Origin of the sequence: Paenibacillus gorillae (assembly GCF_000513275.1) — a bacterium.
GTDB lineage: Bacteria > Bacillota > Bacilli > Paenibacillales > Paenibacillaceae > Pristimantibacillus > Pristimantibacillus gorillae.
In genome coordinates, this window is sequence record NZ_CBVJ010000076.1 from 22,156 (window position 1) to 45,657 (window position 23,502).

Below are 23,502 nucleotides of genomic sequence, written 5' to 3' on the forward strand. Positions count from 1 at the left end.
ACTACTTCAACTCGTCCATTTTTACGACATCCATATCGGTGAAGGTATAGTTCTCTCCCGCCATCGACCAGCAGAACGTATAGTTGCTCGTGCCCGCTCCGGAGTGAATCGACCATGGCGGAGAAAGAATCGCTTGCTCGTTAGCCACGACCAGATGTCTCGTCTCCGAAGGCTCGCCCATCATATGAAATACACGGGCATCCGCATTCAGGTCGAAGTACAGATATGCCTCCATTCGGCGGTCATGGAGATGGGATGGCATCGTATTCCAGATACTGCCCGTCTTCAAGCTGGTTACGCCAAGCATCAGCTGGCAGCTTTGAATACCGTCTGCATGGATATACTTGTAAAGCACCCGCTCATTGGACGTCTCAAGCGAGCCGAGATGTGTCGGATTTGCCTGCTCCACCGTCATTTTCCGCGTCTCCAGTTCTTTATGGGCAGAGGTGGAACAGAAGTACAGCTTCGCAGGATTGGCGCTGTCCTTGCTGGCAAGATGAACCTCGCGTTTGCCTTTGCCGACATAGAGTACATCCAGCCGCTCCAGCTCATAGACTTCGCCGTCTACCGAGATAACCGCTGTGCCTTGACCAATATTCAGAAAGCCGACTTCACGGCGCTCCAGAAAATAGTCCGTTTTCAGCGTATCGGGATCTGCCAGCTCCAGCTTCTCTTGAATCGGGAAAGCACCGCCTACGACCATCCGGTCATAATGGCTGTATGTCATCGAAATTTGATCAGGATTGAACAAGCCCTCGATCAAAAAATCTTTTCTCAATCGTTCTGTCGTGTATGTTTTGAAATCCTCAGGGTTCGTTGCGTGACGCACTTCCATTGTCAATTCCTCCTCATTCGTATAGGGATGTTCGAAAATGTTCGTTTTCATAATAACACACATTTACGAACTTAAATAGCTGTTTGTTTCTTTTTCTGCAACCTTTCAAAAATCGTTCACGTCTGAGGGGTGTCAAGCTACATGACATACATTCTCGGTAAATACGGAAGGAGCTTGCTTGTATGACACATAAGAAAAAACTGATCGTATTGTTGACCGCCGCCGGCTTGCTAGGCACATCTGCTGTAGTTGGAGCTGCTGGAATGGTAGAGAAAGTAACGGGTATTTTGCATAAGGACGTGAAGGTAGTCGTCAATGGAGAGAACACCTCCCTGACCCCCGTCTACATTAACGGACAAGCGTATGTTCCGGTCCGCGGTGCTGCAACTGAGCTGGGATACACACTCCATTATGATGCGAAAAACAAGGAAATCGAGCTGAATGGCAAAGGCCAGGAAGAGGCTGACTATATGCGCGGTACCGGCGTTATCGTCAATGTGACGGAGGACAAAGGGCAATACCGGATTGAGCTGCTCGGCAAAGGCTCCAACTCCTGGGTGATTCTGTTCGCCGACGCGAAGACTGTTATTAAGGATAAAGCCGGCAAGACCGTAGCGGCTAAGGATTTGAAAGCCGGCCAGCAAATTAACGCAGAATATGGGCCGGTGATGACGATGAGCTTCCCTGGCCAGTCACACGCTGCGAAAATTACAGTTGAAGCGGACCGTGCTGTGAAGGAAGATGTCATTCAATCGGTTAAACATACGGAGGATGGCTGGCAAGTTCAATTCGGCGAGACCAAGGATGGCAAAGCTGTTCCAACGCTGACACTGAATGCCGGCAAAGAAACTAGCGTCCTGACACCTCAGGGCGAATCGGTGAAATGGGAGGATCTGAAAGCCGGCACGAAGGTACGTGCTTACTATGGTCCGTTCGAGACGAAAAGCATCCCGCCGCAAAGCCCGCTGTTCTATCTTGTCGTGCTGTCTGACGTCCAGACTCCTGGTAAAATGACGCCTGAAGCTGCTCAGCAATACCGTGATTTGGCTTGGGCGAAAGTATCCGATCAAGCGAAGCACATCAAAACCAAAAAAGATGAAGCAGTCGTTGAAATCGTCTCTGCACAGCACTCAGGAGTTATGGCTTCCAGCGATGAGCAGAAAAAAGCTGCTTGCCGAAATTAAAGCTGCGAACGGCAATCTCGTAACGGTCACTTACACTACCGATCAGGATGAATTGCTTGGGCCGTTGACCGCCGTATTCGATTTCAATACGAAAGCGTTCATTGGCTTTAATATCCGCAAGTAAATCTTCTATATAATAGAAGGTAACAAAAGGACATAAAAAGGCTGCCGGGTCGCTTGCTTGCGATTCCGGCAGCCTTTTTATGTTATACATGTGATCTGGCGCGGCTGCGCTAGACCAGTGTTTTAACCATATACAACAGCAGCTCATCATCTACTCTGACGGTAGTTCCGGGCTTCACTTCCTCATTACTATACATAATGCCGTTACCATCCAGAACGTAGCCGCGTTTCGTATACATCATTTGAGCGTTCCCGTAGTCCTTGTATAAGCCCACGCCTAGGCCAATCTTATTGCCAGTCTTGGCAGCGATAGCCTCCAGTTTGTCAAATAAGGCACTGGCAATTCCTTTGAGTCTGTATGCCGGAAACACGTCCAAACTGTTTATTTCGGGAATTGCTTTCTGATTAAAATCAGGATAAGCGGAGCTGTACAGCAAGTGACAGCATCCGGCTAATTCGCTGCCGTAATAAGCGATAAGCGTTACCCGCGTGCCCTCCCGGTTTTCAGCCAAACATTTCTCGTAATAATCACTAGAGCTATACCACGGGTAGATGGCTGAAAAGTTTTCATCCAGCGCCGATGCTTCCTCTTGAGAGGATAGCCGTTTCAACGTAATTTGCTCTTCCATTCTAGTTCTCCCCCCTGTGAAGCTTCTATATAGATGCTACAAATGTGGCGCCGCGTTACGGAATCTTATAATAGAGAAATCATCCAAGGTAGAAGACAACACCGCATCCCGGAGCGGATGCAGATTCGGTGTAACGCGCAGCTCAACGCCTGAAGCCGTTATTTTATGGAGCAGATCATCAATCGGTTCGACAGCCTGCGGCTTAACGGCGTTCTCCGAAATATAATAGCCTGCATTTTCATCAAAGCATTCAAATCCAATGTGGTCAAAAGCATACTGATAAAGCCTCGTCTGATTAATTCTCTCGTACCAACCGCTTTCTATTGCAATAATGACCTTTGCAGTCGTAAAGGAGAAAAAATCGCTCCTGGTCCCCATCGCTCACTCCGTCTGATAATGCATAGATGACACGAGGACACTCTCTCGGAAACAGATAGTTAACGAGATGCGCCTCATCCAGCGCCCATACAACCGGTGACATTCCCGGATATGCAGCAGGCGGTCTGGGACTAAATTGTGCAATATCCGACTCTTCGCTAATATGATAGAGCAATCGTTAGCCTCCCTTAAATGGATGGTATTCCCTCTTTTTCCGTATAGCTCATCATACAACAACGTTCTTGTTAATAAAAACGGCTAGAGAATTTGGTTCTTCTTTACAGTCCGAGCTCCTGCTCTGTTTATTGCTTAGATAAACATATTTTTGCGGAATTCCATATTTGATGATTGTATTTTTATTCGTTTAAGTGTATATTTATTCAATAATCAATACGTGATGGGGGTTTGATGAGGATGACGAAAGCTGTACAATCGCAAACGGCCGGCCTGTTGGCTGCTGCGGAGCAATCGGTGCTGTTTACGGCGAAACGTCCGGCTGTAGTAATGCAACGCGGCGAGGGCATGCATTTATGGGATACGGAAGGCAAGTCGTATTTGGATTTTATCGGAGGCTGGGCAGTGACGTCGCTTGGTCATTCGCCTGCTATTTTGCGGGAAGCACTCCTGAAGCAGTCTGGAGAGCTCGTTCATGCGAGCCCCGGCTTTTACAATAAGCCGATGATTGAATTTTCACAGCTGCTAACTGGAATTTCCGGCTTTGATAAAGCTTTTTTTCGCGAGCAGCGGCTCCGAAGCTAACGAAAGCGCGGTAAAGCTGGCGCGTAAGCATGGCGCTCTTCACTTGGGCGGTGCATATGAGATCATTACGCTAACGAACAGTTTTCACGGCCGAACGCTGGCTATGATGTCAGCCACGGGCAAAGCCCAATGGGATACGCTTTACGAGCCGAAGGTTCCCGGCTTTATTCATGTGCCAATCAATGACTTTGACGCTTGCTTTGCGGCAATCAGCCACAACACCTGCGCGATTATGCTGGAGCTTGTACAAGGCGAGGGCGGCGTGAATGCGGTCGATCCCGCTTATTTGCAGGCAATCCGCAAGGCATGCGACGTTTACGGCATCATGCTAATTGTGGATGAGATTCAGACAGGACTGGGCAGAACCGGCAAGCTATTTGCTTTCGAGCATTATGATGTTCAGCCTGACGTGTTAACGCTTGGCAAAGGAATCGGCGGAGGCTACCCGTTATCCGCAATGTTGACGAAGAGTAAATTCGACCTATTCGAGCAAGGCGATCAGGGCGGTACGTACGCCGGGGCGCCGCTAGGGATGGCCATCGGTCTCGCAGTCGTCAAGGAAATCGTGCGCCTCGGTCTCGCAGAGCAAGCCGCCATAGTCGGCAGTTATGCCATCAGCAAGCTGCAAGAACTGGCACGAGTCTATCCGCTCTCCAATATTCGCGGCAAAGGACTGCTGCTTGCTTTTGATGTTCCTGAAAGCTCTGCCCAATCCCTCGTCGCCCAAAGCATGGAAGAAGGGCTGCTGATTAATGCGCCAAAGCCTTCTACGATCCGCTTAATGCCTCCACTGATTGCAACAAAATCCGATGTGGATGAAATGATTCGCTTGCTCCAGCAGGCGCTGGCACGCATCGGCTTGGCAGCTTCCTAGCGTTTATTCCTAACGTGTACCCCCGAACTCCTTCCTATTGAGAAGGTGTCCGGGGGTATTTGTGCAATAAATTCGGGACTGCGTAGAACAAATTGCTGTTTGCCCTCGGCTTTTCGCCATGGGCCTAACAATGCTATAATTTTTAGAAATAAGGACAGAGCGGAAGGCAGGCGTTACTTACGATGAAAACAGAACTGGAGCTTATCGTTCGCCCCACCGAAATTGATGTGAACGGCCATGTGAACAATGCGAAATATTTGGAGTATCTGGAGTGGGGCCGCGAGGAATGGTATGAAGCCGGCAGCCTCCACTACGACGTATTGAAAGCGCTAGGCGTTCAGACCGTTACGGTGAATATTAATATTAGCTACCGGCATGAATGTGTGCAAGGAGACCACTTAACTGTAGCAACCGAGCCAAAAACCGTTGGACGAAGCAGCTTCGTACTGGAGCAGCGAATCTATAACGAGGCGGCTGTCCTTTGTGCTGAAGCACTCGTCACGAGCGTCGCAATGGACCCTCAAACCAGGAAAAGCCGTCCGGTGCCGGACGAGCTTAGAAGGCTTTTTGAAGCCGGGCTTTAATCGGAACAAAGGCTAAGTTACATAGAATGCATACAAAAAAGCGTGCTGACGGCGGAACTGCCCTCCTCTGCACGCTTTACTTTTATCCTTGCACAATTAAATCTGTCTGCTGCGACTCATATTCCGATTTCCGGATGCCGTAGTACACGATATCTTCGAACACATCCCACTTCAAAATATGCTCCTTCAGTTCGCCTTCCCACTTCATTCCAAGCTTCTTCATTACATTCGTGGACGCCGGATTTTTGACCATCGCAATGGCGTAAATTTTGTTGAGTCCCAACTCCTGAAAGCCGAAAGAAAGCACGCGCTTTGCCGCTTCCGTCGAATAGCCATGTCCCCAGTACGGCTTGCCCAGCCAATAACCCAGCTCTGCCTTACGGTGCGGCTTAGATAAATTCAGGCTGATACAGCCGATTAATTTGCCATCGTCCTTCGTAACGACTGCAAAAGGGAATCCGTTGCCCTCGCGGCTGTTATTTTTGCTGGAACGTATCCATATCTCCGCCCCGCCATCCGGATAAGGATGGGGAATGTTCAGCGTCATTTGGGCAATCTCGATATGACCAGCCAACTGCTGAACCTCCCTTGCATCCGACAATTCGAACGGCCGCAGCAACAATCGGTCTGTTTCTAATGTAGGCAGCATCATCGCCATCCCCCTTCGGCTTCTATTTCAACCGATTATAGTACAATTTCTGGAAAAGACAATAGTTACAAAGAAGGAAAATTAGTAAAAGAAAAGGAGCAAATCAGTAAAAACTGTAGCATTCTACGGCCCTGGAATTGGGCTAACCCCTTCTTATTGATCAACATCCTCTAGAACGAAGTAGCTTCGCTATTGAGCGAATCCCGCTTCGTTAATAAAGCCGCTCCGCCTCTCCATACAGATTACAGCGAACCAATTTTCGCTAATGGAGAAGCAAGGTTCTCGAAAAACGAAATTCTCTTCGCTAGCCCTTCACATGCACGCCCAGCCTCACCGAACAGCGAAATATGCTTCGCTATATTGCGAAGCAGCTTCGTTATGCGACGCACATTGCCATAGACATAGACATAGACAGCCATCAAGCTCAATAAGAAGCTATAACGAAAGAAAAACGGCCATCACGGCCGTTCCTCTCATTCCGATACCTGTTTGGCCAGCTGGCAGAAATCAACATGGCTCATTAAATCGCTTAACGTATATTTTGCAAGAAGCTGTATCGTCTGCTGTTCCGCCTCGGCCATAATGCTGCCTAGCGCTTCATCCAGCTTCATAATCGCTTCACCGGCTTGATTGCACTCTGTGCCCTTGACCGACTCCAGCTCTTGCTTGCATTCCGTTTCTTTGATCGGCTCGCCTGCACTGCAATCATCGGACTTCACCGCTATATAGATGTCGCCAAGCGTAAGCTTCTCCGGCACCACTTTCAAGCAGTAGCCGCCATCGCGGCCCTCTCTGGCTTCCACAATACCGGATTGTGACAGCAGTGCCAGCACTCTGCGAAGAAAGGTAGCATGGGAGTTCACTTTCCCAGCGATCGATGCGCTTGTGACGAATCCTCCGCTTTGGGCCAACCAGATAAGCGCATGAACGGCTATTCCGAACCGTGGTGGACCGACTTGTATGCTTCGCGTATTCATGGCATATCCTCCTTATGAATCATGACAGTGTATACATTTAAGTGTATCGTAATTAGCCGCTTATGCGCAAGCCGACCTAGCCTCCCCACCAAGCCCCCTCAACACATGAAAAAAAGCGGAGCCACATCGCTCCGCTTCTTCCAATCTGCCCGCCAGGCGAGCACATGCCTATGTTAACTATTTACCTTCACCTTGGCGTAACGGTTGTCAGGAACCGGCAGCTCCAGGTTGCCCCTTAGCGTACCCGATTCATACTCGGTTCGGTAAATACCGCGCTCCTGCAAAATCGGAACGACCAGCTCTACAAACTCATCCAGTCCTTTAGGTGTAGCCGCGTGGAAAATAAAGCCGTCAGCCGCTTCTTCCTCATGCCACTGCTGAATGAGATCAGCGACTTTTTTCCGGCGTGCCGATAAACGGCGTGCGCGGCGTAGCTGAGCGAAGCGCAACCTGACGCAGCGTCAGATTTTGCTCCTTCGCGATCCGTTTGATCTTGTCGGTACCGCTCTTGAAGCTGTTGCCGCCAAGCTCGCCCAGATCCGGGAACGGCTCATCCAGCGGATATTGCGAGAAATCATGATGCTCGAAGAAACGACCCAGGTACTCAAGCGCTTTTTCGATTGTAACGAGCTTAGTCAGTTCCTCGTATTTGGCATCGGCCTCTTCTTGCGTCACGCCGACAATAGGCCCGAAGCCAGGCAAGATCGCAATCTCGTCGGCCGAACGGCCGTAGGCAGCCGCTCTGCTTTTCACATCGGCATAGAACTGCTTAGCTTCCTCAATGGTTTCGTGACCAGTGAATACGGCATCAGCGCTTTTCGCTGCCAAGTTTTTGCCGGCTTCCGATGAGCCCGCCTGGAACACAACGGGATGGCCTTGCTTCGAACGGGCAATATTAAGCGGCCCTTGTACCTTGAAATATTCGCCTTCGTGATCCAAGCGGTGAAGCTTGGAGGGGTCAAAGAACACGCCGGATTCCTTGTCGCGGACGAAAGCGTCATCCTCCCAGGAATCCCACAGCCCTCTTGCTACTTCCAGATATTCTTCGGCGATCTTATAACGTTCAGGATGCGACGGATGCTCTTTCTTGCTGAAATTTTTAGCTGAACCCTCCAGCGGAGACGTTACAACGTTCCAGCCTGCGCGGCCGCCGCTGATTGTATCAAGAGAGGCAAATTGTCTGGCGACCGTAAACGGCTCGCTATAGGAGGTCGAGAGCGTTCCCACAAGACCGATGTTTTTCGTCACCGCACCTAAAGCGGACAAAATTGTAATCGGCTCAAAACGGTTCAAGAAATGCGGGATCGACTGCTCGGTAATATAAAGGCCGTCCGCAATGAAGATCAGGTCGAATTTACCCTCCTCCGCTTTCAGCGCCTGCTGTTTGTAAAATTCGATATTAACGCTAGCGTCCGTTAACGCATCGGGATGCCTCCATGCGCCTATATGTCCGCCAACACCGTGAATGAGAGCTCCGAACTTCAGTTTTTTGCGTTTAGCCATTATGTTTCCCTCCAATTATATCGTGATAAACCGTTTGCCGAGCGCCAACACAATGCCATTCAATTTCCTGTAAGCATTAACTTAACAAAGCTGTTTCTTTCAACAGCAGCCGGTAGCACTTAACCAGCACTTCGCCCTTCTGCATTTCCTTATCGAAAGCCCGCTCAAAGCCCAGCCGTTCGTACAACCGGACAGCAGACTCCATCATATCGGAGGTATGCAGATGCAGCGTGTCGGAGCCAAGCTCAATGGACCTGCGGGCACTTTCTTTAATAAGAGACGTTGCAACGCCTTTGCCTCGCGCTTTCGGCGAGGTAGCCAGCAGGCGGATAATCGGAGTATCGATCCCGAGCTCCGGCGCGCCGTAGGCGGTTTCCGAAGAGGTGAACATCTGAACACTTCCGACAATTTCACCGTCCAGCTCCGCAACGATGCGGGCAACCGGTCCCTCCCGGTCAACAGACTCCCTAATACTCTCTGCATATTGCAGCCAGCCGTCACCCGGCATTACCTTCTCATATTGACCGTAGGATTCCAGCATGAGCGCTAGAATAGCGTCCCGGTCCTTGTCCTCCGCATCACGGATTATAATACCGTTAATTTCCGTCATCGGATCATCATCCTCCCTATTTGCCGTGCTAGCTTAAAGCAAAGCTTTCCCGGAAAACTTATAATTCCCATGAAATAAGTAAGATTAATATATTTACCTTAACATGAGCCAGGTCCAGCCGTAAAATCAACCTTTTCGATCGATGTATTAAATTTTTGAATAGGCTTCTTTAATCCGGCCGATTTGCCCGATGTGGCGCTGAACGTGATTGGTGAATCCTTCAACGGCCGCAGCAACGCTAACTGCGTCGCCTTTAAAGTTAATGCCCGATTTCCCCCAGTCGGCCTCGCTTAATCTGCCAAACAAGAGGCTGTTGTAGACGAGCAGCGCTTTGAACAAAGCCAGCACATCAGATGCATCGCCTTGATTCCCCTGTTGTCCACTAACCCATAGATCTTGGCTGAAAGCAGGCAGCGTGGCTTTCGTATCTGCCAATATATCCCGAATTCGGAACGATACGACGATATTGTGATCAGCCAGATGCGTCAGCACCTCCGTCACGCTCCATTTCTCTGGCGTTTCCTTCCATTTCAGCTGCGTTGCATCCAGTCCCTTGATCGCTTCCTGCAATTGATCATGCGTATTTAAATAGCCTTGTACATCTGCTGGTTGATTGCTCATTGTCTCTGCCTCCAATAATCGAATTTTACCGCTTGCATCACTATCCCTATTCATTACCGCGACGATGCCTGTTGAAACCGGGCGAGCGAGAACAATCCGATATCCCGCTTCGTGCTGCCATCCCAAGCCAAGTCTGCAAGCAGCTCACCGACGGCGCTGGAAAACTTGAAGCCGTGACCGGAAAAGCCTCCGGCAAGCCATACATTAGGCTGTTCCGGATGAACGTCGATAATAAAATCCTCATCCGGCGTAAATTCGTATTTGCACACCGCTCCGCGCAGCAGCTTGCCTGCTGCCTGCGGCATAAAGGTCTCTAATGCTTGGCGAATATCGCCCTCATCCTCCGGGTAGCTGCCAAAAGGCTTAACGTCCTCTCCAGGCAGCCAAGGCACCCCTGTATCATGCCGGCCAATCTTCACCCCGGCGCCGCCAATACTCGGGAAGCCATAATAGCCGCCGTTCTCCGTACCAAGGGTAAATCCGGGAAAGACTGATTCATTGAATAACGGCTCCGCTGATTCGAACCAGCCCACCGTCTTGCGGACAGGACGAATGGGCAATGTGATGAAGGGCTCCAGCGTCTTGAACCATGCTCCTGCGCTTACGATGACCTTGCCGGCGCGAATGATTCCGCCGGGCGTGTGTACAGCAACACCTTCGCCGTCCGCTTCAATATGGCGAATAATCGTGTTAACGAGCAGTTCCGCCCCTGCGGCCAGCGCCTGCTTCCGATAAGCCGCTACACAGCGCTCACTGAACAGATAACCGGCATTCGGCTCGTAAAGCCCTTGATAATGCTCCGGCAGCTGAATGCCCGGCCAGCGCTTCTGGATTTCATCCGCGTCCAAATATTCAACCTCGACCTTAAAGGCTGCCGAGCTGTCCCGCTTGTCCTCCAAGGAATAAACACCTGGTGAAGCCATATTTATGACGCCTGATTGCACGAGTAATTTCTCGCCGCTCGCATCCTCAAGCTCATTCCACAGCTCATGTGAGCGAAGCGCCAGCTCCGTATAGATGGCTCCTCCTGAGTAGGCGTGGCGGATGAGGCGCGGCTCGCCATGATGGCTGCCATTGCTGTGCGGAGGATCAAACGCGTCGATTAATAGCGTCCGGGCTCCCCGGCTCGCCAGATGGTAGCCGGCACTCATACCCATCGAGCCTGCGCCAACTACGATTACATCATAAGAGGATCGCAACGTACTCACTGGCTGATCCTCCCTGCTGCTGGCTCCTTCAACTGCTCCAACGCAAGCAGCGCAAGCTCGGTGAAGTAACCCGCGCTTAGCGGCAAAGCCCGTTCATCCAGATCAAACGCCGGATGATGCCATTCCTGCGGCCCTGCTGTCCCCATAAAGACGAAGACGCCTGGCACTTGCTTCTGATAAAAGGAGAAATCCTCGCCAGCCGGCGAAGGCACTGGTACGATTGCTGTCAGTCCCGCTCTTTCAGCAGCCTCTTCCGCTACGACAGCAAGCTGTTTATCGTTATAGACTGGCGGCGGCCCTTGAATCCATCGTACTCTGGCCGTTGTTCCGAATGCGGAAGCTACGCCAAGAACAACTTCTTCAAACCGTGCCAGCACCTTCTGCCGCACATCCTCTTCGAATGTGCGAATCGTCCCCTCCAGCACTGCCTTGTCCGGAACCACATTCCAAGTGGTGCCGCTGTTCAGCTTCGTCACGCTGACAACCGCGCTTTGCAGCGTACCGACGTTGCGGCTGACAATGGATTGCAGCGCAGTAACGATATGAGCCGCCGTTACAACGGGATCATTGCCGGCTTCCGGCACCGCTGCATGTGTGCCTACGCCGTCGACTTCAACGATGAAGCCGTCCGCCGCTGCCATTAGCGGTCCTTCCTTCACGCCAACTACGCCAACTGGCAGGTTCGGTTTATTATGCATTCCGAATACAGCCTGCACACCGTTAAGCGCTCCGCTCTCAATTACTTTAAGCGCGCCTTGCGCTTTCTCCTCAGCAGGCTGGAACAGGAAGCGAACCGTTCCATTCAGCTCATGCTCCCGCTGCTTCAGCAGCACAGCCGCGCCAATGATGGAAGCTGTATGAAAATCATGCCCGCAAGCATGCATCTTTCCTTCTATACGTGAAGCGAACGGAAGCCCCGTCTCTTCTTGAATCGGCAATGCGTCGATATCAGCGCGAATGGCGATGAGCGGTCCTTCGCCCGCAGGCTTGCCAATCTCGGCGATTACGCCAGTGGCAAGTCCATAATCGGCAATGCGTACTCCCGCTTCCTCCAGCCAGCGCCGAATGGCTGCCGTCGTCTCGAATTCTTCATTCGACAATTCCGGATATTGATGTAAATGGCGCCGAATATCGATCAAATACTGATCAAAATCCGGCGCAGCATTCCGTGCTTGATTAGCCATATGCAGCTCCTCCTCTTTCCGCAGCCTTTATTAGCTGCCTACCGACAATTCGGAGAACGCCTCGCTGAGCAGCTCGTAGGACCGCAGTCTCAGCCCAAAATCTTTCACAGCGGTCGTGACGATAAATTCGTCTACACCGTATTGCTGCTGAATTTCCAGCAGTCTGCGCCGAACCGTTTCCTTGGAGCCCTTAGTCACCTCGGCGTCCCTCTCCGTAATCGTATATTCCTGACCCGACTGTTTGCCGAATTCCTCTGCTTGCGCAACCGTTCCAAGATTCAGCGTTTTGCCATCCGCCAGCGTAATCCGGACATTTTTCATGTCCGTTGCGAGCAGTGCCGCCTCTTCATCAGTATCCGATACGATTACAGATAATGCAATAATGGCTCTAGGCTTCTTGCCGGAAGCTGAATGGAATCGTTCGCGGTAAAGGGCCAGCGCTTCTTCGGCGACAGCCGGGTCGCTGTTAATGAACTGGGCAAATACGTAAGCGTGGCCCTGCTCTGCAGCCAGCTCCGCACTGCTGACACTCGTTCCAAGCAGATAAATGTCTGCAGGCTGCTGTGGAATTGGCGATGCTTGAATGCCAGCTAGCGGATGCGTATCCGGCAGCGTGCTGTTCACATGATGCGACAGCTCCTCCAGCTTTTCTGACAACGTCTGCGGTTCCGTAATCCCTTTCTGCAACGCTTTGGTCGAACGGGGCAGTCCGCCCGGCGCACGGCCAATGCCAAGATCAATTCTTCCTGGAGCCAGTGTAGCAAGTATATTAAAGTTCTCCGCAACCTTGTATGGACTATAATGCTGCAGCATGATGCCGCCGGAGCCGAGACGAATCCGCTCCGTTTGGCCGATCAAGTAGGCAATCAGCACCTCCGGCGATGATCCGGCCAGAAAACCGTCATGATGCTCGGACACCCAGAACCGGTGATAGCCAAGACGCTCCGCGTGCTGAACAAGCTCTACTGTATGGCGGAATGCATCGACAGGCGTCTCTCCTTCAAAAACCGGACTTTGATCCAAAATGCTAAGCTTGATCGTCATCGGTACCCTCTCCCTTTTGCGCTAGCGCTGTACTAAATGTTATAGACCCAGTCCGATGTAATTCGCTTCAGAAATTGCTTCGTCCGCTCCTCCTTCGGCGCTCCGAACAGTTCATTAGGCTTGCCTTCCTCGACGATGACACCGCCGTCCATAAAGACGACATGATTGGATACTTCACGGGCAAAGCTCATTTCATGAGTCACTACGATCATCGTGATGCCTTCATTAGCGATTTTTCGGATAACATCGAGCACTTCACCGACCAGCTCGGGATCAAGAGCCGATGTTGGCTCATCGAACAATATCACTTCCGGGTTAAGCGCCAATGCTCTGGCGATACCGACCCGCTGCTGCTGTCCCCCGGAAAGCTGGCTCGGATAAGCGTCGAGCTTGGCGCCGAGTCCTACCTTCTCCAGCACCTCTACACTTCGTTTGCGGGCTTCTTCCTTAGGCAGCTTTTGCACGATGACGAGGCCTTCCATGACGTTCTCCAGTGCCGTCTTATGCTTGAACAGATTGTAATGCTGGAACACCATTGCCGATTTTTGACGGAGCTGGTGGATATCCTTCTTTCCGGCATGCTTGCAGTCTACAGTGTAATCGCCGATTGCAATCGTGCCGTCATTAGGCCGCTCCAAATAGTTCAGGCAGCGCAGCAGCGTCGTTTTGCCGGAGCCGCTCGGGCCCAGAATGACAACGACCTCTCCCTTTTCTACAGAAAGGGTAATATCTTTAAGCACCTGATTTTTCCCGAATGATTTTGAAATCCGACTCAGCTTGATCATGCTACACCACCTCGATTATAGTTGTTGATCCGGCGCTCCAGCAGTGCTGTGCCCCGTTCGATCAATATCGTCATTCCCCAGAACAAGAGCGCTGCTGCAATATAGGCCTCAAGAAATTTCCAATTGCTTGCGGCAACGATCTGCGCCTGTGCATTAATCTCAACGACCGACACGGTAAACGCAAGCGTTGATCCGTGCAGCATGCCGATCAGGTTGTTCGACAGGTTAGGCAAGCTGACAGCGAGTGCCTGCGGCATTACGATCCGCCGCAGCGCTTGCGGCGTTGTCATTCCGATTGAGTATGCCGCTTCCAGCTGGCCTCTGTTAACGGCCGTAATACCTGCTCTGACTACCTCCGACATATAAGCGCCGGCTGTTATGGAGAATGAAATATAGACAAATCCAATTAGCGGAATGGCCGTTGAACGAATTCCCCAGCCAAGCGCTCCAGCAATGCCGTCGATCAGCATCGGAAGCCCGAAATAGATGAGCAGCAGATGCATAAGCATTGGTGTCCCCCGGACAAACAGAACATAGCCGGAGGCGATGGGATGAAGCACGGGAACACGGTAAATGCGAATTAACGCCACTGCCGTACCGATCAGGAAACCGACAAGGACCGATACAGCCGTAATAAGCAACGTGTTCGGAAGGGCTTTGAACAAACTCAGCAGTGCCGTTCCGATAAAGCTGAAATCAAGCTGCATATCGATCTAGCCCCCTTCCTCGATGCGCGTCACGAGCGGTTTGCCCCATAAGCTGCGTTTTCTCGATCTGTGCCCATGCTGGACAAGCTGCTTCTCATGCTTCAGCAGTCTGCGCTCCACATAATGGAACGCACGCTCCAGCACCGTGCTGATTACGAAATAAATGAGCGATAGAGCAATATAGGTTTCGATAAAATGCTGCGTCGCCGTGCCTAGCGTCTGCGACTTTCCAGTCATCTCCATCGCACCCAGCGTGAAGGCAAGCGACGTATCTTTCAAATTGGCAATCGTGAGGTTAGCGAATATCGGCACTGAGATGGCCAGCGCCTGCGGCAATATAATCCGGGTAAAGGCCTGAAAGCCGTTCATCCCAACCGAGTAGGCCGCTTCAACCTGCCCGCGCTCCACCCCGTTGACCGCAGCCCGGATGCCTTCGGAAATGAAAGCCCCGCTATGCAGTGAGTACGACAAAATGACAAACACAAGCACATCCGTCCGGGATAGATCGATATTCACCAGCTTGAACAACTCCGGCACGCCGTAATAGACAAGAAACAGCTGAATAAGAATCGGAGTGCCACGGAAAAAAGATACATAAACCTGGGATACTCGTTTCAGCACCGGAACGTTGTACATCCTCGGGAGCGCCACCAGAAAGCCAATTAGCAGTCCAAACACAAGCGACGCCGTAACGATAAACAATGTAATGTCCAAATAAGACAGCAATTTGGGTATAAAGTCGAGCACGTAGTTTATGTCGAATTTTTTGCCCATTTTCACACCTCACCTTATACCCAAATGATTAACTTAAAGATTACTTCGTCGTTGCTTCGTCCAATGATTTCGTGAAATCTTGACCCAGCCATTGAACGCTAAGCTTCGACAGCGTGCCGTCTTCCTTCACCGATTTGATCGCCTCGTCCAGCTTATCGGACAGCTCCTGGCTGTCTTTGCGGAGCACGAACAGCACATCCGATTGGATAAGCGGCTCGCCTACCGTTTTCAAAGCCGGCTTGCCGTCTGCTCCAGGGTAGAACGCCAATGCAAAGTCGGTTGCCATCGTAGCGTCAACACGTTTGCTTTGAATAATATTAACAAGGTCATTGGCTGCGCCGCTGGAGTAAACGATGTTAAGCGCGTTGTCATGCTCTTTGTTGTATTGCTCAAGGAAGTAAGCTGCGTTGCTGGTTGGCGTTGTATATACCTTTTTGCCTTTCAAGTCTTCAATGGAGTTAATCGTCGTATCGTTTTTATCTACAGTCACCTTCGTCAAGAAAATGCTGTACGGCTCTTTGTTGAATAGAAATTTCTCGATCCGCTCCGGATTTTTCTCCATTTGATGGGCGATGAAATCTATTTTATTCGTCTCGAGGCTCAGCAGCAGATTGGAGAAATCCATCGTCTTGAACTCGAATTCATATTCCGGCAGACGTTTGTCCAGCTCTCTGACAAGCTCAACGTCAAACCCGGTCAGCTTGCCGCTGTCGTCAATAAAGCAAACATTCGGAAATTGGGTGCCGGTACCGACGATAATTTTTTTAACCGTCTTCGTTCCGCCATTATTGCCTGACCCCGATGCAGCGCTAGAACCGTTGCCGCCCCCGCTATTGGCTCCGCAAGCGGACACGACCAGTGCCAATACGATCAATGCCGCTACTATCGAAAACTTTTTCATTTCAATTCCCCCATGAATTTTTATTAAACCTATAATTCCTACTGTTTTTGTAAGAATTGATTTGACATTAATTTATCATCCGCCTTCTCCGCCGTCAATAAGCCGGATAATAGAGTTTTTCTATAAGAGAATTCAACAATCCAATAAAGGCTGTCAGAGCTATATTTTAGCGGAAAAACGGATGCTCCTTGGCCAGCTTCTGAAGGGTATTAAAGTACGTCGTATGTTCGCCGCCGAGTGCGATCATATTCGTCTGCAGTGAAATCCCGGCGACCTCAGGGAAGTCAATCGGGAACAACTGGCCGCTGTTCACTTCTTCGAATGCGCACAAGCTCGGCAGGAAGCTGATCCCCGCTTGCTCTAGCACGAGTTTTTTGGCTGTTTCCAAATTGTCGGTATGATAGACGATAGCAGGCGGCTCATTCAACTCTTCAAAGGCACGGTGAATGCGAATCCAATCCAGCGCGCCGCATTCAAAGAATACAAACGGATAATGCCCGATTCGATCGATCGTAAGCTCGGAATCGCCGATGAACGGATGGCCTTTATATACATGAAGACGGATGGGGTCCTCGTACAGCTTCACTGACTGCAGGTTCGGATGATTCGTATGGCGCACGAAGCCGATATCGATTTCTTTGCCCAGCACCTTATTGACGATATCGTCTGTTCCGCTTGTAATGACTTTAAAGTGGATGTCCGGATATATTTCCTTGAAGGCCGGCAGCAGATGCGGCAGGACGTAGTTGGATACCGACACGGTGCAGCCGATGCGCAGCTCGTTCGGGAGCGCTTTTTTCTGATGCAGATGAAGTTTTCCTTTTTGCAGCGTTTGAAGAATCGATTGCGCATAAGGCAAAAACCGCTTGCCCTCCTCCGTCAGCTGAATTTGCTTCCCCAGCCTGTCGAATAATTTGCAGTCGAGCTCCCGCTCCAGCGATTGAATACGCGCCGTTACCGACGGCTGTGATAAGAATAAAATTTCCGCCGCTTTGTTAAAGCTTCCGTAATGTATGACGTAGACAAACGCCTCGATATTGTCGATATTCATCATCGTTTCCCCCTTGCCCGCTCTTTGTTTACTTTTCCAATTAGATAACTAGGATTTAGTGGATTGGATTAATAGTAGATCAGGTCGGCTAAAGTGTCAACAGTTGGAATTTCCGGTGAACGCTGGACAATGGCCGCTTGCGGGCAATCTGCTCTGTCAGGCATCGAGAACGATACTTTAGTGCGTCATTCCACTGCCGATCTATGTAAAAAAAGAAGCCCGCTGACTTGTGACGTCAACGGACTTCCTCTTATTCAATGGCGTTTATTTAATAACGCCCTTCTTCAAAATCAGGTTCGCATACAACGCGCTTTCGCCGGTTGCGATAACAGCATAGGCCTTTTTTGCCCGCTCGTAAAAAGCGAAACGCTCCACTTCCTCGAACGGCTCCTTCAGCCCGGTCCGCGCTTCAATAATCGCGCCATATTCCGCCCAGATCGGCGTCTCCGCCGTATCACCAGGCACAACGCCCATCAGCGCAGCTGGCTTCTCGACATACTGATCGAGAGGGAAAAGCTGCAAAATCGCATCCAGCAGCTCCGGAATGTTATGCCCGTCCGCTCTTACAAGACGCTGCGTATGGCTAGCGCCAGGAAAGTTGCCGTCGGCGATGACGATCTCGTCGCTATGACCCATTTCCATCAATATTTTCAACAGCTCGGGCGAAATCAGCTTGGAAATACCAATCAGCATTCATCTCACTCCTTCAGGTTGTATCACGATCACTCTTCATCGCTCAAAGCAAGCTTTAAAGCAATTGCTTGTATGCCTCATAGGCTTCGTTCCAGACAGCAGCTTCCGCCTCATCCGGCAAGTAAGTCTCCACAGGGAAAGATGCTGCAGACAGCTCGCGTGCTTCTGCCAAGTTGGAGCATTGGCCCTGCGCCACTAACTGCATCAGCATATTGCCGATCGCACTCGCCTCTACCGGACCAGCCCATACCGGGCGACCCAGCGCGCCTGCGGTCAGACGGCACAGCAGCCGGTTCTGAATACCGCCTCCGACCATATGCATTCCCGCGTAGGCATTACCGGTCAACTGCTCCATTTTCTCCAGCGCATGGCGGTACTTGAGCGCCAGACTCTCCAGAATACAGCGGGCAATCTCCGCTTCCGTCTCCGGTACCGGCTGCCCCGTCTCCGCGCAAAAGGAACGAACCTTCTCCGTCATATCGGACGGACCAAAGAAACGTGTATCGTCAGGATTAATCAAGCTGCGGAACGGAGCGGCCTGCCCCGCCAATTCGGCAAGCTCGGCGAATGAAATGACATTCCCCTTCTCATCCCACTCACGCTTGCATTCCTGCAATATCCATAAGCCCATAATGTTCTTAAGCAGCTGGTATTTGCCGAAAGCGCCGCCCTCGTTCGAGAAGTCATGCTCCATCGCCTCTGCCGTTACAAGCGGTTGATCCAGCTCCGTGCCAAGCAGCGACCAAGTCCCGCATACGAGATAGGCAAATGCTCCTTCGCCTGCTGGAACTGCGGCTACCGCCGATTCCGTATCATGCGTAGCAACAGCTACCGCCTCTATCGGCGGCACATCCAGTTCCTCGCATACCTCTGGCGTCAATGGACCAATACGCGTACCCGGATGAATCGGCTCCAGGAACATACTGGACGGAATACCCAGACGATCCATCAGCTCCGTGTTCCACGCTTGCTGCTCGGGATGGTACAGTTGCGTCGTCGTTGCCATCGTAAACTCGCACACCTTACGGCCCGTCAAGAAATAAACGAGCAGATCCGGTGTCAACAGCAAAGTCGCAGCCGCAGCCAGCTTCGGAGAAGCCGCCTTTCGCATCGCATACAGCTGATAGATGGTATTGAACGGCATAAACTGAAGTCCGCCCTGCTGGAACAGTTCCTCCTTGCCGACCATGCCGATAACTTCCTCAATTAGCCCCTCTGTCTGCGGATCACGATAATGATACGGGTTGCCAAGCAGCTCGCCATTGCCGTCGATCAGGCCGAAATCGACTCCCCAGGTGTCGACGCCAAACGTTTCCGGGCGATGCCCTTCTTGAAACGCTTTGCGGATCGCCTTCTTCATCTCATGCAGCAGCCGTAAAATATCCCAGTGCAAATGGCCGCCGACTCCAATCGCATGGTTCGGAAAACGGTGAATCTCTTCGACCTTCAGCTCGCGCTGCCCGTCCTCCGCTTGCATGAGCTTGCCGATTAGCGCCCGCCCGCTGCTTGCTCCCAGATCGAAAGCCAATACGGTTGACAGCAACATCGTTATGCCGCCCCTTTCCTTATTGCATTTTTTGCAGCAATTGAATCCGGTAAGCTTCGCTCTCCAGCGAGGCGATTTCCTCGAATTCCTCTTTGGTGAGCACCTTTGGCTCTTTAATCGCTTTTGCGATCAAGAAAATTTTCGAGCTTTCCTCGACCACTTCGGTCCGGTAATACGCTTCGCGCAAATTGCGGCCTGTCGTAACCAATCCGTGGTTGCCGAGCAGAATCGAACTTGCGTCGTTTACTTTTTCAACAAGCGCTTCAGCCAATTTGTCCGTTGTAGGCAATACGTATGGCACGTAAACTGTTTTGCCAACGAGAGCTGCCTGGTCCGGGAACATAATCGGAAGCTCTGTCTCCACGAGCGTGAACGCGATGCAATAAGGCGGATGCGTATGAACAATTGCTCCGATCGACGGATTTGCCCGGTAAGCCCACAGATGCATCAGTACTTCAGAGGAAGGACGCAGACCGATGTCTGTAATGGCTCCCGTCTCGATATCCACCTCTACCCATTGCTCCGGCTCTACTTCATCCAGTGCAAAGCCGCTTGGGGAAAGATACATTTTACCCTCATGCTTGGCGCTAATATTGCCGCCGGGACCAACCACCAATTTATTAGCTACCGTTTTTTTTGCGTATTTGCACAGTTCCTGACGAATGTCCATGCTGCTCATCCTATTTTCCCCCGATCCCTAATATCGTTTATCTGCCTAATGGCATAGCGCAGCCGAGCGCCTCTCGGGTGGGAGAAACGGCTCGGCATGCGTCAAGCTAGCTTAGTTGTACAGTGGTCCAAAATTGCTGCAAGCGCGGTAGTCGGCGCTTTCTTTGCTTTCTGTGCCGAACAGGCCCCAAACGCGTGGACGGAAGATTTTCTCTTCCGGCACGTTGTGCATGTTAACCGGAATGCGCAGCATCGAGGCCAGCGTAATCAGATCCGCGCCGATATGGCCGTAGCTGATCGAGCCATGGTTCGCTCCCCAATTGTCCATAACGTCATAGACTGTCGTGAACGCGCCTTCGCCTGTCAAGACAGGTGCAAACCAAGTTGTCGGCCAAGTGGAGTCCGTACGTTTGTCGAGCGTGTCATGCACATCTGAGGGCAGATCAACGGAATAGCCTTCCGCGATTTGCAGCACAGGCCCGATTCCTTTAACCAAGTTGATACGGGACATCGTCATTGGCATGCCGCCGCGAGTCAGGAAGTCCGAAGAGAAGCCGCCGCCGCGGAAATATTCCACGCCAGCCGGACGCCATGAAGTCGCAGACAAGCAGTCAGCTGCTTCCTTCTCCGTAATATCCCAGAACGGCTTGAGCGCCGGCTTACCGTCGATCTGCTGTTCGCCAGTACCGTCCAGCGTCGCTGAGCCGGAGTTGATCAAGTGAAGAATACCGCCGGCAGCATGGCCTGTCAGCTCGTGGCCCGTCACGCGTTTAACGGATTCAGGACTCCAGTACGTACGCACATCGGCGAAAATTTGCGCCGTATTCGTCAGCAAGTAGCCGAAGAGCATAACGACGCCATTCAAGCTGTCATTCTCCGTCGATACGAGGAATGGAGGACGGATGCCGTTCCAGTCAAAGGAAGAGTTCAAGATCGACTCCATAAAGTCACCGTTCGGGAAATGGTCCGTCCATTGACGTTGACCCTGGAAGCCGGAGACGATCGCATTATGTCCCATCGCCTCTTCACCGAAGCCAAGCTCAGCTAGACGCGGATTGCCAACCATCAGATCGCGGGCGATGAGTGCCATTTTGACAACAGTCTCCCAGTCCTTGTCCTTCTGCTCACGCGTCGTTTGAATGCTGGCCGGGTTGTTGTCCGGACCCTCGAGGCAGTTTTCTTTCGTCCATGCAAGCGCTTTCTCGAATTCCGCAACATCATAGATTTGCTCTTCGAAGCGGCGTACAAATTCGGACATATCGATATATTCAGTGCGCATGCCCAGATACTCCTGGAAGAACGCATCATTAACGATGGAACCAGCGATACCCATCGATACAGAGCCCATCGACAGATAGGATTTGCCGCGCATGTAAGCAACAACCAGACCTGCATTTGCGAACGAAAGCAGCTTGCTCTTCACATCCTGCGGAATCGAAGTGTCAGATGCTTCTTGTACCTCTTGACCGTAGATACCGAAAGCAGGAATGCCTTTTTGCGCATAGCCGGACAATACAGCAGCCAAATAAACCGCACCAGGACGCTCTGTGCCGTTAAAGCCCCATACTGCGTTTGGAATCGATGCATTCATGTCCATCGTTTCCGTACCATAACACCAGCAAGGCGTTACCGTTATCGATACCCCTACATTTTCACGGGCAAATTTATCCGCGCAAGCAGCTGCTTCCGCCACGCCGCCGATGGTGCTGTCTGCAATGACGCATTCCACCCGTTCGCCGTTCGGATAGCGCAAGTGCTCCGAGATCAAATCGGCGACCGATTGCGCCATATTCATCGTTTGTACTTCAAGCGACTCGCGAACCCCTTTGCGACGACCGTCAATCGTTGGACGAATACCGATCTTCGGGAAACCACTTTGAAAGCGATATGCTGTATCCACCATAATAAACCCTCCAATGTTAAAATGAGTGCCGGTATCGAATCATTTGCGTTACCGATAACTCCAATTTATCAAGGCTGTACCTTGCTGTCAACTTCTTTCTCTTGTAATATAAAATTATGATTTGACGCGAGGAGCTTAACGGTATGGTTACGATCTATGATATTGCCGCCAAAGCGAATGTATCGGCTATGACGGTTTCTAGAGTTATCAATAACACAGGACGGATTAGCGAGAAGACGAAGGCTAAGGTCAAGAAAGTGATGGAGGAAATGAATTATGTGCCGAATCAGATGGCGCGCAGCCTCGTTCTTCAGCAGACACGGATTCTTTTTCTCCTAATTACCGATATTACAAACCCCTTCTATACGACATTGTCACGCGGAGCGGAGGATGCCGCTACGAAAAACGGCTATCGCCTCCTGTTCGGCAACAGCGATGAGAATCTGGAGAAGGAAGCCGGCTACATGAATACGATTCTGACTACGCGGGTAGACGGCGTGCTCATCGCTCCTACCGGCGATCCTTCACTGCCTCACCTAGAGCAGCTGCGCTTGCATAATATTCCGTTTGTGCTGCTCGACCGTGAAGTACCCGGTATCGAATGCGACATCGTGCTTGGCGATAGCAAAGAAGGAGCCCGGCAGCTCGTTGACCAACTGGCCAGCCAAGGCCATAAGCATATCGCCTTGGTTAATGGCTCCAGCTCTGTCTCCAGTGCCAGAATGCGGCGGTTAGGCTATGAGGAGGCGCTCAAGCTGAACGGACTGCCGCTGCATGAAGATCGGGTTTTCGAGACGAGCTTCGGCCCGCGCAGCGACCTGACCGGCCTTGACGCATGGATCAGCTCGCTGGATCCGCTGCCTTCGGCCATCGTAGCCGGCAACAACGTGCTGGCTGTCGAAGTGATCGGACTGCTGCGCAAACGCGGACTGCGTATCCCTGAAGACATCTCCATCGTCTGCTTCGATGACTTCGGCCCCTACTCCGAGATCGATCCCTTCATTACAGTGGTCGCGCAGCAAGCTTACCAATTCGGCTATATGGGCATGCAGATGCTCATCGACCGGATTCAGAACCGCGAGGATGCCGGTCCGTGGAAAAAGATCGTGCTCCCCGCTGAGCTCGTCGTCCGCAGCTCTGTGAAGCGGCTGGTTGACTAAGCAAGCGGGCGGGTATATAAATGAAACTGTGCAATTCAGCTATTCCTCTCCCGGCTTAGACATTCCTTAAACGAAGCGGCTTCGCAAATAGCGAAGCCGCTTTCGTTTGTGGCAGTTGTCTAACGGCCTAACGGCCAGTAAATATGCTTGA

26 protein-coding genes and 1 pseudogene are annotated in these 23,502 nt (G+C 51.4%); 6 read left to right on the top strand and 21 right to left on the bottom strand.

What is annotated here, in order from left to right; genetic code table 11:
- Nucleotide 1 precedes the first annotated feature (1 nt).
- Entirely contained in the window at nt 2-835 is an 834-nt protein-coding gene (gene kduI, locus TY10_RS12960; RefSeq protein WP_042164065.1) for a 5-dehydro-4-deoxy-D-glucuronate isomerase, read from the bottom strand.
- A gap of 182 nt (nt 836-1,017) precedes the next feature.
- Between kduI and TY10_RS12965 the strand changes: the two genes are divergently transcribed.
- Both TY10_RS12965 and TY10_RS30435 read left to right on the top strand, forming a co-directional pair.
- Nucleotides 1,018-2,019, top strand: coding sequence for a stalk domain-containing protein (locus TY10_RS12965; protein ID WP_042164070.1), 1,002 nt, complete (start codon nt 1,018-1,020; stop codon nt 2,017-2,019).
- The gene (locus TY10_RS30435; RefSeq protein WP_155985850.1) at nt 1,988-2,143 is read left to right on the top strand and encodes a hypothetical protein; all 156 of its coding nucleotides are present in this window, start codon (nt 1,988-1,990) and stop codon (nt 2,141-2,143) included. The genes TY10_RS12965 and TY10_RS30435 overlap by 32 nt, the downstream gene beginning before the upstream one ends.
- Nucleotides 2,144-2,252: 109 nt before the next feature.
- Here the strand turns inward: TY10_RS30435 and TY10_RS12970 are convergent, their stop codons facing one another.
- The 3 genes from TY10_RS12970 to TY10_RS32270 are packed head-to-tail and all read right to left on the bottom strand — an operon-like array spanning nt 2,253 to nt 3,324.
- The gene (locus TY10_RS12970; RefSeq protein WP_052350535.1) at nt 2,253-2,771 is read right to left on the bottom strand and encodes a GNAT family N-acetyltransferase; all 519 of its coding nucleotides are present in this window, start codon (nt 2,769-2,771) and stop codon (nt 2,253-2,255) included.
- Nucleotides 2,772-2,807: 36 nt separating this feature from the next.
- Complete coding sequence (locus tag TY10_RS12975; RefSeq protein ID WP_238327580.1) at nt 2,808-3,149, bottom strand: DUF6886 family protein; 342 nt, start codon at nt 3,147-3,149, stop codon at nt 2,808-2,810.
- Nucleotides 3,067-3,324, bottom strand: a complete 258-nt coding sequence (locus TY10_RS32270) for a DUF6886 family protein (RefSeq protein ID WP_337588357.1) — start codon at nt 3,322-3,324, stop codon at nt 3,067-3,069. The genes TY10_RS12975 and TY10_RS32270 overlap by 83 nt, the downstream gene beginning before the upstream one ends.
- A 239-nt stretch (nt 3,325-3,563) precedes the next feature.
- Between TY10_RS32270 and TY10_RS32055 the strand changes: the two genes are divergently transcribed.
- The 3 genes from TY10_RS32055 to TY10_RS12985 all read left to right on the top strand — a co-directional run bounded on the left by TY10_RS32055 (nt 3,564) and on the right by TY10_RS12985 (nt 5,366).
- Nucleotides 3,564-3,908 carry an aminotransferase class III-fold pyridoxal phosphate-dependent enzyme gene (locus tag TY10_RS32055; RefSeq protein ID WP_272945293.1) on the top strand — a complete coding sequence of 115 codons (345 nt, stop codon included), beginning with the start codon at nt 3,564-3,566 and terminating at the stop codon, nt 3,906-3,908.
- The gene (locus tag TY10_RS12980; RefSeq protein ID WP_272945294.1) at nt 3,868-4,782 is read left to right on the top strand and encodes an aspartate aminotransferase family protein; all 915 of its coding nucleotides are present in this window, start codon (nt 3,868-3,870) and stop codon (nt 4,780-4,782) included. Before TY10_RS32055 ends, TY10_RS12980 begins: the two co-directional genes overlap by 41 nt.
- 182 nt (nt 4,783-4,964) lie before the next feature.
- Entirely contained in the window at nt 4,965-5,366 is a 402-nt protein-coding gene (locus TY10_RS12985) for an acyl-CoA thioesterase (protein WP_042164073.1), read from the top strand.
- 82 nt (nt 5,367-5,448) lie between these two features.
- Here the strand turns inward: TY10_RS12985 and TY10_RS12990 are convergent, their stop codons facing one another.
- From TY10_RS12990 to TY10_RS13070, 17 genes and pseudogenes are all read right to left on the bottom strand, one after another.
- Nucleotides 5,449-6,018, bottom strand: coding sequence for a GNAT family N-acetyltransferase (locus TY10_RS12990; RefSeq protein WP_042164076.1), 570 nt, complete (start codon nt 6,016-6,018; stop codon nt 5,449-5,451).
- A 470-nt stretch (nt 6,019-6,488) separates the two neighbouring features.
- Nucleotides 6,489-6,992: an RrF2 family transcriptional regulator gene (locus TY10_RS12995; RefSeq protein ID WP_042164079.1), complete on the bottom strand. Its 504-nt coding sequence runs from the start codon at nt 6,990-6,992 to the stop codon at nt 6,489-6,491.
- Between the two features lie 173 nt (nt 6,993-7,165).
- Nucleotides 7,166-8,495, bottom strand: a pseudogene (locus TY10_RS13000) (LLM class flavin-dependent oxidoreductase).
- 76 nt (nt 8,496-8,571) lie between these two features.
- Nucleotides 8,572-9,105 carry a GNAT family N-acetyltransferase gene (locus TY10_RS13005; protein ID WP_042164081.1) on the bottom strand — a complete coding sequence of 178 codons (534 nt, stop codon included), beginning with the start codon at nt 9,103-9,105 and terminating at the stop codon, nt 8,572-8,574.
- Nucleotides 9,106-9,252: 147 nt separating this feature from the next.
- Nucleotides 9,253-9,726 (bottom strand): DinB family protein, encoded by a 474-nt coding sequence (locus tag TY10_RS13010; RefSeq protein WP_042164083.1) that lies wholly within the window; start codon nt 9,724-9,726, stop codon nt 9,253-9,255.
- Between the two features lie 53 nt (nt 9,727-9,779).
- Nucleotides 9,780-10,934 (bottom strand): N-methyl-L-tryptophan oxidase, encoded by a 1,155-nt coding sequence (gene solA / locus TY10_RS13015; protein WP_272945295.1) that lies wholly within the window; start codon nt 10,932-10,934, stop codon nt 9,780-9,782.
- Nucleotides 10,931-12,118 carry an amidohydrolase gene (locus TY10_RS13020; RefSeq protein ID WP_042164085.1) on the bottom strand — a complete coding sequence of 396 codons (1,188 nt, stop codon included), beginning with the start codon at nt 12,116-12,118 and terminating at the stop codon, nt 10,931-10,933. The genes solA and TY10_RS13020 overlap by 4 nt, the downstream gene beginning before the upstream one ends.
- 30 nt (nt 12,119-12,148) lie before the next feature.
- Nucleotides 12,149-13,162, bottom strand: a complete 1,014-nt coding sequence (locus TY10_RS13025) for an LLM class flavin-dependent oxidoreductase (protein WP_042164087.1) — start codon at nt 13,160-13,162, stop codon at nt 12,149-12,151.
- A gap of 32 nt (nt 13,163-13,194) precedes the next feature.
- Nucleotides 13,195-13,947, bottom strand: coding sequence for an amino acid ABC transporter ATP-binding protein (locus TY10_RS13030; RefSeq protein WP_042164089.1), 753 nt, complete (start codon nt 13,945-13,947; stop codon nt 13,195-13,197).
- The gene (locus TY10_RS13035) at nt 13,944-14,654 is read right to left on the bottom strand and encodes an amino acid ABC transporter permease (protein ID WP_042164092.1); all 711 of its coding nucleotides are present in this window, start codon (nt 14,652-14,654) and stop codon (nt 13,944-13,946) included. Before TY10_RS13035 ends, TY10_RS13030 begins: the two co-directional genes overlap by 4 nt.
- 6 nt (nt 14,655-14,660) lie before the next feature.
- Nucleotides 14,661-15,428, bottom strand: coding sequence for an amino acid ABC transporter permease (locus TY10_RS13040; RefSeq protein ID WP_042164095.1), 768 nt, complete (start codon nt 15,426-15,428; stop codon nt 14,661-14,663).
- A gap of 40 nt (nt 15,429-15,468) precedes the next feature.
- The gene (locus tag TY10_RS13045; RefSeq protein WP_042164097.1) at nt 15,469-16,329 is read right to left on the bottom strand and encodes a transporter substrate-binding domain-containing protein; all 861 of its coding nucleotides are present in this window, start codon (nt 16,327-16,329) and stop codon (nt 15,469-15,471) included.
- Between the two features lie 166 nt (nt 16,330-16,495).
- A complete protein-coding gene (locus TY10_RS13050; RefSeq protein ID WP_042164100.1) occupies nt 16,496-17,380 on the bottom strand; it encodes a LysR family transcriptional regulator in 885 nt (294 codons plus the stop codon).
- A gap of 264 nt (nt 17,381-17,644) precedes the next feature.
- A complete protein-coding gene (locus tag TY10_RS13055; protein ID WP_042164103.1) occupies nt 17,645-18,073 on the bottom strand; it encodes an RbsD/FucU family protein in 429 nt (142 codons plus the stop codon).
- A gap of 55 nt (nt 18,074-18,128) precedes the next feature.
- Nucleotides 18,129-19,619 carry a rhamnulokinase gene (locus TY10_RS13060; protein WP_042164106.1) on the bottom strand — a complete coding sequence of 497 codons (1,491 nt, stop codon included), beginning with the start codon at nt 19,617-19,619 and terminating at the stop codon, nt 18,129-18,131.
- Between the two features lie 19 nt (nt 19,620-19,638).
- A complete protein-coding gene (locus TY10_RS13065) occupies nt 19,639-20,298 on the bottom strand; it encodes a class II aldolase/adducin family protein (RefSeq protein WP_042164109.1) in 660 nt (219 codons plus the stop codon).
- 102 nt (nt 20,299-20,400) lie between these two features.
- Nucleotides 20,401-22,191, bottom strand: a complete 1,791-nt coding sequence (locus TY10_RS13070) for an L-fucose isomerase (RefSeq protein WP_202903181.1) — start codon at nt 22,189-22,191, stop codon at nt 20,401-20,403.
- Nucleotides 22,192-22,334: 143 nt separating this feature from the next.
- Here TY10_RS13070 and TY10_RS13075 point away from each other — a divergent pair, with 143 nt between their 5' ends.
- Nucleotides 22,335-23,351 carry a LacI family DNA-binding transcriptional regulator gene (locus TY10_RS13075; protein ID WP_042164115.1) on the top strand — a complete coding sequence of 339 codons (1,017 nt, stop codon included), beginning with the start codon at nt 22,335-22,337 and terminating at the stop codon, nt 23,349-23,351.
- Nucleotides 23,352-23,502 lie beyond the last annotated feature (151 nt).

Coding starts and splice junctions, on each gene's coding strand:
- kduI (WP_042164065.1), bottom strand. CDS start 835: ATGGAAGTGCGTCACGCAACGAACCCTGAGGATTTCAAAACATACACG.
- TY10_RS12965 (WP_042164070.1), top strand. CDS start 1,018: ATGACACATAAGAAAAAACTGATCGTATTGTTGACCGCCGCCGGCTTG.
- TY10_RS30435 (WP_155985850.1), top strand. CDS start 1,988: ATGAGCAGAAAAAAGCTGCTTGCCGAAATTAAAGCTGCGAACGGCAAT.
- TY10_RS12970 (WP_052350535.1), bottom strand. CDS start 2,771: ATGGAAGAGCAAATTACGTTGAAACGGCTATCCTCTCAAGAGGAAGCA.
- TY10_RS12975 (WP_238327580.1), bottom strand. CDS start 3,149: ATGGGGACCAGGAGCGATTTTTTCTCCTTTACGACTGCAAAGGTCATT.
- TY10_RS32055 (WP_272945293.1), top strand. CDS start 3,564: ATGACGAAAGCTGTACAATCGCAAACGGCCGGCCTGTTGGCTGCTGCG.
- TY10_RS12985 (WP_042164073.1), top strand. CDS start 4,965: ATGAAAACAGAACTGGAGCTTATCGTTCGCCCCACCGAAATTGATGTG.
- TY10_RS12990 (WP_042164076.1), bottom strand. CDS start 6,018: ATGATGCTGCCTACATTAGAAACAGACCGATTGTTGCTGCGGCCGTTC.
- TY10_RS12995 (WP_042164079.1), bottom strand. CDS start 6,992: ATGAATACGCGAAGCATACAAGTCGGTCCACCACGGTTCGGAATAGCC.
- TY10_RS13005 (WP_042164081.1), bottom strand. CDS start 9,105: ATGACGGAAATTAACGGTATTATAATCCGTGATGCGGAGGACAAGGAC.
- TY10_RS13010 (WP_042164083.1), bottom strand. CDS start 9,726: ATGAGCAATCAACCAGCAGATGTACAAGGCTATTTAAATACGCATGAT.
- TY10_RS13020 (WP_042164085.1), bottom strand. CDS start 12,118: ATGGCTAATCAAGCACGGAATGCTGCGCCGGATTTTGATCAGTATTTG.
- TY10_RS13025 (WP_042164087.1), bottom strand. CDS start 13,162: ATGACGATCAAGCTTAGCATTTTGGATCAAAGTCCGGTTTTTGAAGGA.
- TY10_RS13030 (WP_042164089.1), bottom strand. CDS start 13,947: ATGATCAAGCTGAGTCGGATTTCAAAATCATTCGGGAAAAATCAGGTG.
- TY10_RS13035 (WP_042164092.1), bottom strand. CDS start 14,654: ATGCAGCTTGATTTCAGCTTTATCGGAACGGCACTGCTGAGTTTGTTC.
- TY10_RS13040 (WP_042164095.1), bottom strand. CDS start 15,428: ATGGGCAAAAAATTCGACATAAACTACGTGCTCGACTTTATACCCAAA.
- TY10_RS13045 (WP_042164097.1), bottom strand. CDS start 16,329: ATGAAAAAGTTTTCGATAGTAGCGGCATTGATCGTATTGGCACTGGTC.
- TY10_RS13050 (WP_042164100.1), bottom strand. CDS start 17,380: ATGAATATCGACAATATCGAGGCGTTTGTCTACGTCATACATTACGGA.
- TY10_RS13055 (WP_042164103.1), bottom strand. CDS start 18,073: ATGCTGATTGGTATTTCCAAGCTGATTTCGCCCGAGCTGTTGAAAATA.
- TY10_RS13060 (WP_042164106.1), bottom strand. CDS start 19,619: ATGTTGCTGTCAACCGTATTGGCTTTCGATCTGGGAGCAAGCAGCGGG.
- TY10_RS13065 (WP_042164109.1), bottom strand. CDS start 20,298: ATGAGCAGCATGGACATTCGTCAGGAACTGTGCAAATACGCAAAAAAA.
- TY10_RS13070 (WP_202903181.1), bottom strand. CDS start 22,191: ATGGTGGATACAGCATATCGCTTTCAAAGTGGTTTCCCGAAGATCGGT.
- TY10_RS13075 (WP_042164115.1), top strand. CDS start 22,335: ATGGTTACGATCTATGATATTGCCGCCAAAGCGAATGTATCGGCTATG.